Annotated in this window: 16 protein-coding genes; 10 read left to right on the top strand and 6 right to left on the bottom strand. The window is 71.2% G+C overall.

From position 1 onward, the window contains the following. Positions 1-1,070: NAD(+) synthase (locus QZ433_RS07900; RefSeq protein ID WP_295781615.1), on the bottom strand; the 1,070-nt coding region annotated here is incomplete at its 3' end. Positions 1,071-1,179: 109 nt separating this feature from the next. Between QZ433_RS07900 and QZ433_RS07895 the strand changes: the two genes are divergently transcribed. Continuing rightward, positions 1,180-4,722, top strand: a complete 3,543-nt coding sequence (locus tag QZ433_RS07895) for a bifunctional RecB family nuclease/DEAD/DEAH box helicase (protein ID WP_295781610.1) — start codon at positions 1,180-1,182, stop codon at positions 4,720-4,722. Between the two features lie 98 nt (positions 4,723-4,820). Here QZ433_RS07895 and upp read toward each other — a convergent pair whose 3' ends face one another. Next, positions 4,821-5,453, bottom strand: coding sequence for a uracil phosphoribosyltransferase (upp, locus tag QZ433_RS07890; RefSeq protein WP_056224019.1), 633 nt, complete (start codon positions 5,451-5,453; stop codon positions 4,821-4,823). A 55-nt stretch (positions 5,454-5,508) separates the two neighbouring features. Here upp and tadA point away from each other — a divergent pair, with 55 nt between their 5' ends. Then, positions 5,509-5,970, top strand: coding sequence for a tRNA adenosine(34) deaminase TadA (gene tadA, locus QZ433_RS07885; RefSeq protein WP_295781604.1), 462 nt, complete (start codon positions 5,509-5,511; stop codon positions 5,968-5,970). Between the two features lie 96 nt (positions 5,971-6,066). Here the strand turns inward: tadA and QZ433_RS07880 are convergent, their stop codons facing one another. Together QZ433_RS07880 and QZ433_RS07875 are read right to left on the bottom strand one after the other, a co-directional pair. Then, positions 6,067-6,996 (bottom strand): LLM class F420-dependent oxidoreductase, encoded by a 930-nt coding sequence (locus QZ433_RS07880; RefSeq protein ID WP_295781601.1) that lies wholly within the window; start codon positions 6,994-6,996, stop codon positions 6,067-6,069. 35 nt (positions 6,997-7,031) lie between these two features. Further along, complete coding sequence (locus tag QZ433_RS07875) at positions 7,032-8,144, bottom strand: alpha/beta hydrolase (protein WP_295781599.1); 1,113 nt, start codon at positions 8,142-8,144, stop codon at positions 7,032-7,034. A gap of 123 nt (positions 8,145-8,267) precedes the next feature. On the opposite strand from QZ433_RS07875, the gene proC reads away from it, so the two are divergent. Further along, the gene (gene proC / locus QZ433_RS07870; protein ID WP_295781597.1) at positions 8,268-9,113 is read left to right on the top strand and encodes a pyrroline-5-carboxylate reductase; all 846 of its coding nucleotides are present in this window, start codon (positions 8,268-8,270) and stop codon (positions 9,111-9,113) included. Between the two features lies 1 nt (position 9,114). Continuing rightward, entirely contained in the window at positions 9,115-9,402 is a 288-nt protein-coding gene (locus QZ433_RS07865; protein WP_295781594.1) for a DUF1905 domain-containing protein, read from the top strand. 28 nt (positions 9,403-9,430) lie between these two features. On the opposite strand, the gene QZ433_RS07860 is transcribed toward QZ433_RS07865, so the two are convergent. After that, positions 9,431-10,102, bottom strand: a complete 672-nt coding sequence (locus QZ433_RS07860; protein WP_076677413.1) for a TrkA family potassium uptake protein — start codon at positions 10,100-10,102, stop codon at positions 9,431-9,433. After that, positions 10,095-11,537, bottom strand: a complete 1,443-nt coding sequence (locus QZ433_RS07855; protein ID WP_295781588.1) for a potassium transporter TrkG — start codon at positions 11,535-11,537, stop codon at positions 10,095-10,097. The genes QZ433_RS07860 and QZ433_RS07855 overlap by 8 nt, the downstream gene beginning before the upstream one ends. A 68-nt stretch (positions 11,538-11,605) precedes the next feature. On the opposite strand from QZ433_RS07855, the gene QZ433_RS07850 reads away from it, so the two are divergent. The 6 genes from QZ433_RS07850 to QZ433_RS07825 all read left to right on the top strand — a co-directional run. Then, positions 11,606-12,001 (top strand): metalloregulator ArsR/SmtB family transcription factor, encoded by a 396-nt coding sequence (locus QZ433_RS07850; protein WP_116537436.1) that lies wholly within the window; start codon positions 11,606-11,608, stop codon positions 11,999-12,001. Positions 12,002-12,139: 138 nt separating this feature from the next. Further along, positions 12,140-12,331, top strand: coding sequence for a helix-turn-helix domain-containing protein (locus QZ433_RS07845; RefSeq protein ID WP_108318458.1), 192 nt, complete (start codon positions 12,140-12,142; stop codon positions 12,329-12,331). An 82-nt stretch (positions 12,332-12,413) separates the two neighbouring features. Further along, entirely contained in the window at positions 12,414-12,512 is a 99-nt protein-coding gene (locus tag QZ433_RS07840) for an AURKAIP1/COX24 domain-containing protein (protein ID WP_003792170.1), read from the top strand. 99 nt (positions 12,513-12,611) lie between these two features. Continuing rightward, on the top strand, positions 12,612-12,905 hold the full coding sequence (locus tag QZ433_RS07835) for a rhodanese-like domain-containing protein (protein WP_295781576.1): 294 nt from the start codon (positions 12,612-12,614) through the stop codon (positions 12,903-12,905). A 28-nt stretch (positions 12,906-12,933) separates the two neighbouring features. Continuing rightward, positions 12,934-13,212 (top strand): glutaredoxin family protein, encoded by a 279-nt coding sequence (locus QZ433_RS07830; RefSeq protein WP_108318474.1) that lies wholly within the window; start codon positions 12,934-12,936, stop codon positions 13,210-13,212. Further along, positions 13,209-13,426, top strand: a 218-nt coding sequence (locus QZ433_RS07825) for a Dabb family protein (protein ID WP_295781570.1), incomplete at its 3' end; no start/stop codon positions are given. The genes QZ433_RS07830 and QZ433_RS07825, both read left to right, overlap by 4 nt.

Below are 13,426 nucleotides of genomic sequence, written 5' to 3'. Positions count from 1 at the left end.
AGGCGCTGCACCAGGCCCGACACCTGGATGTTGAACGCCTCGTAGCAGTCCTGCGCGAGACGGGCGGGATCGTCGGGGACGAACGGGAAGCGGTCGAGGGCGCGCCGCAGGCCGATGTCGCCGGCGGGGGGTGCGAGCTCGAACGAGATCGTGCGGAAGACCGGGCCGACCGTCCGGCGGTTGTCGTCGAACGTTCCCTGGCGCAGGCGGTCCTGGCGCAGGCGATCGAGGTCGACATCGGCCACGCTGCGGCGCGGGCCGTCCGGGAAGCGCTCGGTCGTGGCGAGCAGCTGCCCGCCCTCGTGGATCATGGTCTGACCGTCCCACGACACGTCGTTGGTCGACTCGCCCTGACCGGCGGCGGCGTAGACGTACGCGGCGAGGCAGCGCAGGGACTGCGACTGCGACAGCAGGGCGCGGTCGTCGGCGCGTCCGATGGTGATGGGGCTTCCCGACAGGTTGGCCAGCACCGTCGCGCCCGCCAGCGCGGCGCTCGACGACGGCGGGATCGGCACCCACACGTCCTCGCACACCTCGGCGTGCAGGGTGAGACCGGGGACGTCGACCGCGTCGAACAGGAGGTCGGGACCGAAGGGCACCGTCTCGCCCGCGACGGTGATGTGCCGACCGACCTGGTCGTCACCGCGCGCGTACCAGCGGCTCTCGTAGAACTCCCGGTAGGTGGGCAGGTAGGACTTGGGGGCGACGCCCAGCACGCGCCCGCGGTGGATCACCACGGCGCAGTTGAACAGGCGGTTGTCGTTGCGCAGCGGCGCGCCGACGAGCAGGACCGGGAGCAGATCGACGGATGCCGCGATCAGACGTCGCAGGGCGCTCTCGACCGCGTCGAGCACGGGGTCCTGCATCACGAGGTCGTCGATGGCGTATCCGGTCAGGCAGAGCTCGGGGAAGACGGCGACGGCGACGCCCTCGGCGTGGCACGCTCGAGCCGTCTCGAGGACGGCGTCGACGTTGGCGGCGGGGTCGGCCACGGCGACGGGGATCGTGCACGCGGCCACCCGCGCGAACCCGTGTCGGTAGACGCTTTCGAACGGCAGGTCGGAGATCACCCGACCAGTCTGTCAGCAGCGCCCGACACCGTGGCATCCCCGCGTGTGCGCGATCCTCGGGGAGGATGCCGCACGCCGATGTCGGTGGCCCCGATTAGCGTGGGACACCATGCGGTACATCGAGCAAGACGCGCGGATCGTCTGGAGTGCGAGCGACCTCAAGGCGGCGGCCGAGTGCGAGTTCGCGTGGCTGCGGGCGATCGACGCGAAGGTCGGGCGCATCGCCGCGGTCGACGACCCCGAGGACGCCACCCTCGAGCGGGCCGCGCGCCTGGGCACGGCCCACGAGGTGCGCGTCCTCGAGCAGTACCGCGAACGCTTCGGCGACGCGGTGCGCGAGATCCCCGCCGCCCGCTCGTCCGACGCCGCGGCGCTCGCCGAGGCGGTGCGTCTCACCGACGAGGCGCTCTCCGACCCCGGGGCCGAGGTCGTCTACCAGGCCGCCTTCGCGACCGACGAGTTCGTGGGCTTCGCCGACTTCCTCGTGCGGTCGGCCTCCGCGGAGTCCGACGGGGTGCGGCCCTGGATCGTGCAGGACACCAAGCTGGCCCGCCGCGCGCGCGTCACGGCCCTCATGCAGCTGGCGGCTTACGTCGATCAGCTCGATCGCCTCGGCGTCCCCCGCGCCGACGAGGTGCAGCTGCTGCTCGGCGACGGCACGACGAGCACGCACCGCGTCGACGATCTGCTGCCGGTGTTCGAGCTGCGCCGGGCGCGCCTGCGCGCCCTGATCGCCCACCGTCGGGTCGGTCTCGGCGCCGCCGGGCCCATCATCGCCTGGGGCGACGAGCGGGGCGAGCTCGACGTGCTCGCGTGCGGGCGCTGCCCCACCTGCGAGATCGAGGTGGTGGCCCATCGCGACCTGCTGCTGGTCGCGGGTATGCGGCCCCTCCAGCGCGAACGCCTGCGGGCCGCGGGCGTCTCGACGATCGACGCACTCGCGGTGGCCGTGCGGGGTCCGGCGGCCATGAGCGCCGACACGTTCGCGTCGCTGCGCACGCAGGCGCGCCTGCAGCTCGAGAGCCCGGCGGGAGTGCCGTCCGACGAGGCGCCGGCGCACGCCGTGCCGACTTTCGAGGTCGTCGCGCCGAAGTCGCTCGGCGTGCTCCCTCGCCCCGATCACGGCGACCTGTTCTTCGACTTCGAGGGCGATCCGCTCTACACCGAGGGCTCGGGCGAGCACTGGGGCATCGACTACCTGTTCGGGTGGGTGGACACGCGCGAGGTGTACGGCAGCCTGTGGGCCCACACCTTCGACGAAGAGCGGGTCGCCCTCGAGCGATTCCTCGACATGGTCGCGCTCCGGCGCCGGCAGTACCCCGGGATGCACATCTACCACTACGCCCCGTACGAGCCGACGCACCTGCTCACCATGGCCGCGCGATACGGGGTGCGCGAGCCCGATGTCGATCGGCTTCTGCGCGACGGCGTCTTCGTCGACCTGTACCCCGTCGTGCGACGTGCACTGCGGGTCGGCTCGCGGTCCTACTCGATCAAGAAGCTCGAGCCGTTGTACATGGGTGACGAGGTGCGCACGAGCGACGTGCAGCGCGGCGACGACTCGATCGTGAAGTACGTCGAGGCGCGGGCGCTCGCCGCCGACGGCGACGAGACGGGCGCGCACCGCGTCCTCGCCGACCTCGCCGACTACAACCGCTACGACTGCGTCTCGACCCGCCGCCTGCGCGACTGGCTCGTCGATCGGGCGCGCGAGTCCGGTGCCGTCCCCGCGCGCAGCGCCGAACCCGACGAGCAGGCCTACGAACCGTCCCCCCGCGCCACCGCCCTCCATCGCTGGGCGGCCGATGCCGCGGAGCCCGACGCGACGGCCCTGCGCCTCGCCTCCGCGGCCATCGACTACTACCCGCGCGAAGAGAAGACCTACTGGGCGACTCACTTCCTGCGCCTGCGCGAGCCGCTGTCGGTGTGGGAAGAGACCCGCGACGTGGTCGTGGTCGACGCGGCGCGCTCGCGCGTGGTGGCCGACTGGCACCTCGCCGAATCGGGACGCGGCTCCGAGCGACGCCTCGTCGAGCTGCGGGGCGAGGTCGCTCCCGGAACCCGTCTGAGCGTGGATGCCGAACCCTTCGCCGTCTACGACCTGCCCGCGCCCTTCCCCCTCGACACCCGCCCGCGGTGGATCCACGGTGCGCGGCGGGTGACCGTGCGCGAGGTGCTCGACGACGGCGCGATCGTCGAAGAGGTGGCCGCAGACGGCGTCACCTGGGACGAGCTGCCCCTCGCCCTCACCCCGCCCGCGCCGCCGCGCGCGGGCAATCAGCAGAAGGCCATCGACGCCTGGGCGGATGCCGTGCTGGCCGCGGCGCCGGCCCTGCCCGCCGGCCCCGCCGCCGACATCCTGCGTCGGATGCCCCCGCGCACCCGTTCCGGCGCGCTCGCACCGGTCACCGCCGTCGACGGGTCGGACGGCGACGACGAGGTCGCCGCGATCGCCCGCAGCGTCGCCGACCTCGACCGAAGCTACCTCGCGGTGCAGGGCCCCCCGGGCACCGGCAAGACCTACGTCGGCTCCCACGTCATCGCGCGATTGGTTGCGGAGCGCGGCTACCGCATCGGCGTCGTCGCGCAGTCGCACGCCACCGTCGAGCACATGCTCGATCAGGTCATCGCGGCCGGGGTGCCGGCATCCCGGGTCGGAAAGGCGCCGAAGGACGCTGCCGCACCGCACGCGTTCACGGTCCTGCCCAAGAACGGCGTCGCCGCCTTCACCGCCGAGAACGCGGCGCACGGCTTCGTCGTCGGGGGCACGGCGTGGGACTTCAGCCACGAGACGCGGATCCCGCGCGGCAGCCTCGACCTCCTGGTGATCGACGAGGCCGGGCAGTTCTCGCTGGCCTCCACGATCGCGGTCTCGCTCGCCGCGCCGCGCCTTCTGCTGCTGGGCGATCCGCAGCAGTTGCCCCAGGTCAGCCAGGGCACGCATCCCGAGCCCGTCGACACCTCGGCGCTCGGATGGATCATCGGCGGAGCCGAAGTGGTGCCCGCCGAGCTGGGGTACTTCCTCGCCCGCACGCGGCGCATGCATCCCGCCGTCGCGGGCCCCGTGTCGCGCCTGTCGTACGAGGGCCGCTTGGCCGCGCATCCGTCTACCGCGCTGCGCCATCTCGACGGAATCGATCCGGGCGTCCACGTCGTACCGGTGCGGCACACCGGCAACGCGACCTTCTCGGTCGAAGAGGCCGGAGAGGTCGCGCGATTGGTCGCCGACCTCGTCGGACGCGCGTGGACGGGCGCCGAGGGGGGGACGGGCGAATCCGCGGTCCGGCACGAGACGCGGGCCCTGCGTGCCGACGACATCATCGTCATCACGCCGTACAACGCTCAACAGGTCGCGGTCGAAGAGGCGCTCGCGGCCGCCGGCTTCGCGGACGTGCCGGTGGGAACGGTGGACCGCTTCCAGGGCAAAGAGGCGGTGGTCGCGATCCTCACCCTCGCAGCGTCCTCCGGTCGCGATGCGCCTCGCGGGCTGGAGTTCCTCCTGCTGCGCAACCGCATCAACGTGGCGATCTCGCGGGCGATGCAGGCCGCCTACGTGGTCTACTCGCCGGCGCTGCTCGACGATCTGCCGCGCACACCCGAGGGCGTCGCCCGCTTGAGCGGGTTCGCGCGCCTGGTGCGACACGACGGCTGAGTCCTCCCGGGCGGCGGAGCGGATGCCCGCCCCGCCACGCGCGGCGGACGCGCCGCGGCGCGTCGGACGGTGCCGAAGGACTGACCCGGCGCTGCGCCTCAGGCGGTGCCGTAGAGGCGGTCGCCCGCGTCGCCGAGGCCGGGAACGATGTACCCCTTCTCGTTCAGACGCTCGTCGACGGCGCCGAGCACGAGGGTCACGTCATGGCCCTCGACCTGCTTCTCGATGGCCGCGACACCCTCGGGGGCGCCCAGCAGGCAGATCGCGGTGACATCCTGCGCCCCGCGCGCGAAGAGGAAGTTGATGGCCGCGCCGAGCGAGCCGCCCGTGGCGAGCATCGGGTCGAGGACGAAGCACTGGCGGTCGCTGAGGTCGTCGGGCAGGCGCTCTGCGTACGTGGTGGGCTCGAACGTCTCTTCGTCGCGCACCATGCCGAGGAAGCCGACCTCGGCGGTGGGCAGGAGCTTCACCATGCCCTCGAGCATGCCCAGACCGGCGCGCAGGATCGGGACGACGATCGGGCGGGGCTCGCTGATCTTGACGCCCATCGTGGTGGTCACGGGGGTCTGGATCTCGATGGGGTCGACGCGGACGTTGCGCGTGGCCTCGTAGGCCAGCAGCGTCACCAGTTCTTCGGTGAGCTGGCGGAAGACCGGCGATGACGTCTGCACGTCACGCAGCACCGTGAGCTTGTGGGTGATGAGCGGGTGATCGGCGACGTGGACACGCATAGGCTCAAGGCTAACCGCTTCCCCTGTGCGCCACCGCCTCGTTCTCAGGAGTCCGATGACCCCGACCGACCGCGATCTCGCGGCGATGCGTCGCGCGCTGGGGCTCGCCGAGGCCGCGGCGGCCGACGGCGACGTCCCGGTCGGGGCCGTCGTGATCGACGCCGAGGGGCGGGTGCTCGGCGAGGGACGCAACCTGCGCGAGGTCACGCACGATCCCACCGCGCACGCCGAGGTCGTCGCGTTGCGCGCGGCGGCCGCCCGGATCGGCTCGTGGCATCTCGCGGACTGCACGCTCGTCGTCACGCTCGAACCGTGCGTCATGTGCGCGGGGGCGATCCTGCAGGCGCGCGTGCCGCGGGTCGTGTTCGGATCCTGGGATGCCAAGGCCGGAGCCGCCGGGTCGATGTACGACGTCCTGCGCGATCGGCGCCTGCCCCACCGCGTCGAGGTCGTCGGCGGCGTCGACGAGGAGCGCGCCGCCGCGCAGCTGCGGGCGTTCTTCGATCCGCGGCGCTGACGCGGGTCGGTCTGCCGCCGCGCCGCGCGCCACCCACCCGCCGAGCCGACGCCGGCCGGCGTTCGTCGACCACGCCGTCCCCGGGAACGCCGCCCCTCAGCGCGGCAGCAGCGGCAGGACCTCGGCGCCGACGAGATCGGCGTGCTCGACGTCGCGGAGGTCCATCAGCTGGAAGTACACGCGCTCGGCGCCCAGCGCGCGCAGGCGTTCGACCTTCTCGGCGACCTGGGCGGGCGTGCCGATGATGTTCGCCCCGTCGTCGAATTCGGCGCGCGTGCGCCCGATCGCCGCGGCGCGGCGGTCGATCTCGGCGTCGTCGCGCCCCACGATGGTCGGCAGCGCCACCGACAGTTTCAGCGTCGCGGGGTCGCGCCCCTCGGCCTCGCACGCGGCGCGCACGACCGCGAACTTCTCGGCGACCACGTCTTCGGCGACGAAGCCGATGTTGAACTCGGTGGCGTGGCGCGCGGCGAGGGCCGGGGTGCGCTTCGGGCCGCCGCCGCCCACGATCACGGGCACGCGCGACTGCACGGGCCGGGGCAGCGCCGGGGCATCGTCGAGGCGGTAGTGCGCGCCCTCGAAGCGGAAGGTCTCGGCATCCGGGGTCTGCCACAGGCCCGTCACGATCTGGAGCTGCTCCTCGAGCAGGTCGAACCGCTTCGCGGGGAACGGGATGCCGTAGGCGGCGTGCTCGCGTTCGAACCACCCCGTGCCGAGTCCGAGCTCGACGCGCCCGCCCGACATCGCGTCGACCTGGGCGACCTGGATCGCCAGGATCGAGGGCACGCGGTAGGTGACCGACGACACGAGGGTGCCCAGCCGGATGCGCGAGGTCTCGCGCGCGAGGCCGGCGAGGGTGGTCCAGGCGTCGGTGGGACCGGGCCGCGGGTCGCCCTCGCCCATGCGTAGGTAGTGGTCGGAGCGGAAGAACCCGTCCAGGCCGTGTCGTTCCGCCGACCGGGCGAACGCCAACTGGTCGTCGTAGGTGAAGCCCTGCTGGGGCTCGGTGAAAAGGCAGTACTCCACGGGGACCTCCGGGGGCGGGGAAGGGATGCCGGGCGTCAGTCGGCGGAGCGCAGGATGATCGCCTCGGTGGGCGGCGCGGGATCGGCGGGGCGGCCGACGTAGCCGATGTGGGTGAGCAGCGCGCGACGGAACTGCGCGGGACGCTCGAGGTGGACGGAGTGGCCGGCGCCCTCGACGGCGACCTCGGTGACCTCTCCGCCCTTGTCGGCGTAGGCGGCGAGCACGTCGCGGGTCTGCGAGACCATCGGCTGCGCGGGGGCGACCTCGGCGCCGGGCCAGCCGGGCACGACGCCGAGCGAGCCGAGGTGGTTGAGGTCGTAGAACGATGCGTCCGAGACGATCGCGTCGGCGGTGCCGTGGATCCACAGGATCGGGGGCTTGGACTCGAGGTCGACGATGCCGGACACGTCGAAGTACTTCGGAGCCAGGGTGTTCAGGACCCCGGTCGTCCCGGGGGCGAAGCCGGGCCACGTGTCGGTCGCGACGGCATCTCCCGGGTAGTTGCCGCCGGCGGTCGAGGTGGTGAGCATCGACTCGACCCACACGTCCTCGTGCGCGCTCTCGTAGCCCGCGGCCACGTAGCCCGAGCGGAACACCGACCGGGGCGAGGTCGGGGCATCGGCGGAGGTGTCGTGGTCGATCAGGCGCTGCACGAAGTCGGCGTTGGCCGCGCCGGCGCCCGTGCCGGCGTCGTCGTCGTTCAGTCGCGATCCGTCGCGGCGGGTGCCGCCGAAGCCGTACGGCGAGACGGGGGCCTGCAGCGTCAGCGAGCGCACGGGGTGGTCGAGCGCGTACTGCATCACGACGCCGCCGCCCATCGACCACCCGACGAGGTGGGCCTCGGGGATCTCGAGCGCCTGCAGCGTGGCGTACAGGTCGTCGCTGAAGTCGCGCACGCCGCGCGTGGCGTCGATGGGGGTGTGCTCGGTGCGGCCGAAGCCGCGCAGGTCGACGGCGAGCACGCGCAGGTCGCTCGGCAGGTCCTGCATGATCTCCTGCCAGAACAACGAGGACGAGACGTTGCCGTGCACGAAGACCACGGTGTGGTCGGGGGTCGTGGCGGGGTCGTCCCCCGCTCGCTCGAGCACGTTCACACCCAGCCGGTCGGTCTCGACCAGGCGCGCGCTGATGCCGTCGAAGAGAGTCATGGGGGTCCTCCGTGTCGCTCGCCGGTGCCCCGGTACACCGGTTTCCGACTCTAACGCGCACCCCTGTGCGCCGCATGCGGGCTTGCCCCGCGCGGTCCGATCCTGCTTCGTACACTGGAGGGCATGACGGATGCCACGACCTCCCTGCCCCCGATCGCGATCCTCGGAGCGGGCTCGATGGGAGGGGCCATCCTGCGCGGTCTCGTCGCCGCGGGCCTGACCGACGGCGGGGTCATCGCGACCAACCGCTCGATCGCGAAGGCTGCGGAGCTCGCCGAGCTCGACGGCGTGACGAGCGTGGCGCTCGAGGCGCATCCGGCGGGCAACGCCGACGCCGTCGCCGCGTCCGACATCGTGCTCATCGGGGTCAAGCCCGCGATGGTGCCCGACCTGCTCGCCGAGATTGCGCCGCACCTGCGTCCGGGGGCGATCGTGGTCAGCCTGGTCGCCGGCGTGACCCTCGACACCTTCGCGCGCCACCTCGGCGACGACGTCGCGACGCTGCGGTCGATGCCGAACACGCCCTCGCTCGTGGGCAAGGGCGTCACGGGCCTGGCCGCCGGTCCCGCGGCCTCGGTCGACGACGTCGCGGTGGTCCGGGCGCTGTTCGAGACGGTCGGGGCCGTCCTCGAGGTGCCCGAGACCCAGATCGACGCGCTGTCGACGATCTCGGGTTCCGGCCCGGCGTACGTCTTCCTGCTCGTCGAGGAGTTCACGCGTGCCGCCGTGCGGATGGGCTTCGACGACGACCAGGCGCGCCTGCTGGCGCAGCAGACCTTTATCGGCGCCACCATGCTGCTCGACTCCGCCGACGTCGATCCCACCGAGTTGCGCCGTCGTGTCACCAGCCCGAAGGGCACCACGGAGCGCGCCGTGGCGGTGCTGCAGTCCGCGCACCTCGACGACGTGTTCACCGCCGCGGCCGAGGCCGCCCTGGCCCGCGCGAAAGAGCTGGCCGCCGGTAACTGAGATGCGTCTGCGCTTCTCGGGGTCGATCTGGTACTGGCGCGGACCCGCGCCGTACCACTTCGTCGCGGTACCTCCCGCGGAGGCGGCGCTGATCGCCGAGATCGCCCCCGTGGTGACCTACGGCTGGGGGATGATCCCGGCATCCGTGACGATCGGGTCGACGACGGCGACCACCTCGCTCTGGCCGAAGGACGGCGGCTACGTCGTGCCGGTGAAGAAATCCCTGCAGGATGCCGAGGGCCTCGCGGTCGACGACGTCGTCGTCGTGACGCTCGACATCGACGTCTGAGGCCGCGCCGTCGTGGTCGGTGGGCGCGTCAGCGGTCGAGGGCGGCGAAGCGCTCGATGTCGCTGTTGGTTCCCGACACGATGATGAGGTCGTGGTTGGTGACCACCGTGTTCGCCTCGGCGTAGCGGAAGGGCCGGCCCGGGCTCTTCACGCCGACGACGGTCACGTTGTACTTCGAGCGCACGCCCGATTCGTTCAGGCCCACGCCGCGGACGAGCTTGGGCGGATACATCTTAGCCAGCACGAAGTCGTCGTCGAAGCGGATGAAGTCCAACATCCGTCCGCTCACCAGGTGCGCGACGCGCTCGCCGGCCTCGGCCTCGGGGTAGATGACGTGGTTGGCGCCGACGCGGGCCAGGATCTTGCCGTGCGACTGCGAGACGGCCTTCGCCCAGATCTGCGGGACCTTCAGGTCGACGAGGTTCGCGGTGATGAGCACCGAGGCCTCGATGAGCGAGCCCACCGCGACGACCGCGACCTGGAAATCCTGAGCGCCGATCTGGCGGAGCGCGTCGATGTTGCGGGCATCGGCCTGAACGGCGTGCGTGACGCGCTCGGACCACTTCTGCACCAGCTCGAGGTTGCCATCGACGGCGAGCACCTCGCGGTCGAGGCGGTCGAGCTCCCCGGCGCACGCGGCGCCGAAGCGACCGAGTCCGATCACCAGGACGGGCGCGTCACTGCGGATGCGTTCAACCAACGATGGGCCTTTCCACGGGGAGCGCGTACAGCTGCGACCGGGACGAGGCAGCCACGGCCGCGGCGAGTGTCACTGTACCAATGCGACCCATGAACATCGTGGCCGCCATGACGTAGACCGCCGGGTCGGGCAGCTCCGCGGTCAGGCCCGTCGACAGGCCCACGGTCGCGAAGCCCGAGACGACGTCGAAGAGCACGTACTCGATGGGCGCGTCGGTGATGCGGCTGATCGTCACGGTCGACAGGGCGACGATCGTCGCGCCCCACGCCACGACCGAGAGCGCGACGCGCTGGACGTCGCTGGGGATGCGGCGCCCGAACGCCTGGACCGAGGGGCGCCCCTTCGCCTCCGAGAACACCGCGAGGGCGAGGACGGCGAGGGTCGTGACCTTGATGCCGCCCGCGGTGGATGCCGACCCCCCGCCCACGAACATGAGCATCGACCCGACGATGAGCGTCGCACCGTTCAGGTCGCCGATGTTGATGACGCTGAAGCCGCCCGAGCGCGTCATGGCGGAGAGGAAGAACGCCTGGAACGTCGTGTCCCACGCGTCCATGCTGCCGAAGGTCAGCGGGTTGTCGTATTCCAGGAGCAGAATGACGCCCGCGCCGACGATGAAGAGGACGACGGTGGTGATGATGGTCAGCTTGGCGTGCAGCGACCACTGACTGAACCGCCAGTAGTGGCGCCACAGCGTGAAGATGACGGGGAAGCCGATCGAGCCCAGGAATACGCCCGCCATCAGCACCGTCAGCAGGAAGTAGTCCTGCGCGAAGGGGGTCAGGCCGTCCGCGTTCGGCACGAATCCGGTGTTGGTGAAGGCCATCGCGGCGTAGTACGGGGCCTCCCACAGGGCGACGAGCGGATGGATGCCGCCGATCACCAGCGAGGGGTAGATGAGCACCGTCAGGCCGGCCTCGATCACGAGCGTCGACAGGGCCACGGTGCGAAGCAGCGAGCCCACTTCGCCGAGGCGGACGGTCTGCCCCTCGTTGATCGGACCGCCGTGCGCGCGCAGCGGGTTGCTGTCGCCCGCGGCGATGAGCTTGGCGCGCAGCCCCAGGCGCTTGGAGATGACAAGGCCGAGGATCGACGCGAGGGTCAGCACCCCGAGGGCGCCGACGTTCACGCCGACGTAGGTGATCACGCGCCCGAACGGCGAGAAGTCGGAGTACATGTTCAGCGTCGCGAGCCCGGTGACGCAGATCGTCGACACCGCGGTGAACAGCGCGTCGGCGAAGGCGATCCGCTCCCCGGTGGCAGAGGCCGCCGGCAGGGAGAACAGCGCGGTGAACAGAGCGATGAGGGTCGCGAAGACGAGGACCGCGAAACGGGCGGGGGATGCCGTGGTGAGATTACGCAGCCGATCCCATGCCTCGTAGGCGATGCGACGCACCCGCACGCGCCGTCGAGCCTCGTTCGGCGTCGCCGCCATGCGCCGCTCCCTTCGATGCGCGGACCCGGATCATGGTACTCGGGCCGGGGCGCCGCTAATCTGATGCCATGGCGGACATCTTCGACGTGATCGCTGACGGAACGCGTCGCGACATCCTTCAGCTGCTGCTCGACCGGGCCACCGGGGGTGAGCGGGGCACCAGCGTCTCGCAGATCGTCGCGGCTCTCGGCGTCAGTCAACCGACGGTGTCGAAGCACCTCAAGGTGCTGCGCGAGGCCGAACTGGTCTCGGTGCGCGAAGAGGGGCAGCACCGCTATTACAGCCTGGCCGTCGCCCCCCTGGACGAGGTCGACGACTGGCTCGTGCCGTTCTTCTCGATCGACGAGGACACCGAGCCCGCGCTGCCCGAGTCGGCCGTCCACGCCGCCGAGGTGGTCGGCCGCGCCGCGGCCTCGGTCAAGCACTCGTTCTCGACCGCGCTGCGCAAGTTCCCCGGTCGATGAGGGCGAAGGATGCCGTCGCCCCGGCATCCGTCATGCACATCCGTCACAGAGGACCCACAGGTTTACAGCCGTCTCGCGCAGACCCTAGAGTGTGGTCAGCATCAGAGGGTGAGTTCACCCGGAACGAGGGGTGAGACGATGGCCGAGCTGCCGGACGTGCGGTTCTTGACGGTCGCCGAGGTCGCCGAGCTCATGCGCGTCTCGAAGATGACGGTCTATCGTCTCGTGCACTCCGGCGAGCTGCCCGCGGTGCGTTTCGGACGCAGCTACCGTGTGCCGGAATCGGCGGTGGTCGAAGCTGTGCAGCGACCGGTGTCCGACGTCGGCTAGACTGATCCGAGGCTTTTTTCCAACGCCTGCTGTTCCCGGGGGCCGACATCGGCACCCAGACCCCGACTTAGTGAGGTTTTCCGTGGGTTCTGTCATCAAGAAGCGCCGTAAGCGCATGGCGAAGAAGAAGCACCGCAAGCTGCTTCGCAAGACTCGTCACCAGCGCCGCAACAAGAAGTAAGCGGCCACCACACCGAGCGCCTGTCCGAAGCGACGGGCGCTTCGTGTATGCGCCCGTGACCCGCGAGCGCGCCGCCCATCCGCTCTTCCGGAGGTAAGCATGCAGTCCATCTCGGTCCACGACCTGCACGCGGGACGCGAGCGTCCCCTCATCGACGTGCGCGAGGAGCACGAGTTCGCCGCGGGGCACGTGCCCGGTGCGATCAACCTGCCCATGTCGACCCTGGGTGAGCACCTGGACGAACTCCCGGGTGAGCCCTTCGACGTCATCTGCCAGCTCGGCGGGCGATCGGCGCGCGTCGTCGAGGCGCTCACCGCCCGCGGACACGACGCCACCAACGTCGAGGGCGGGACCGGTGACTGGATCGCCGCGGGATACGACGTCGAGTCCTGACCCCGCCGCTGCTCCTAGGATGGACAGCGTGACCACCCTCACGCTGATCGGCAAGCCAGGATGCCATCTGTGCGACGTGGCGGAGCAGATCGTCGAGACGGTCGTCGCCGACCTTCCGGTTCGCGTCGCCGACCGCGTCGACATCGAGCAGGCCTCGATCGCCGAGGATGCCGAGCTGTACGCGCAGTGGTGGGAGAAGATCCCGGTCGTGCTCATCGACGGCGAGTTGCACGCGCACTGGCGCGTGTCCGCCGACCGCCTGCGTGCCGCGCTCCTCGCGGCAGACAAAGAAGGAGCCTCCTCGTGAGCATCCGCCACATCGTCCTCTGGAAGCTCGCCGCGGACGACGCCGACACCCGTGCCCTCCACGCCGAGCAGATCGCCGAGCGACTGACGGCGCTGAAGGATGTCATCGACGAGATCCAGCACATCGAGGTCGGTCGCAACGTCGCCAACCCGCAGTCCAACTGGGACGTCGCCCTGGTCAGCGAGTTCGCCGACGTCGACGCCCTGGAGCGCTA

It is taken from the genome of uncultured Microbacterium sp., from assembly GCF_913776565.1.
Classification (GTDB): Bacteria; Actinomycetota; Actinomycetes; order Actinomycetales; family Microbacteriaceae; genus Microbacterium.
Note: the sequence above shows the minus strand (reverse complement) of the source record. Positions and strands in the feature narration are given on the sequence as shown.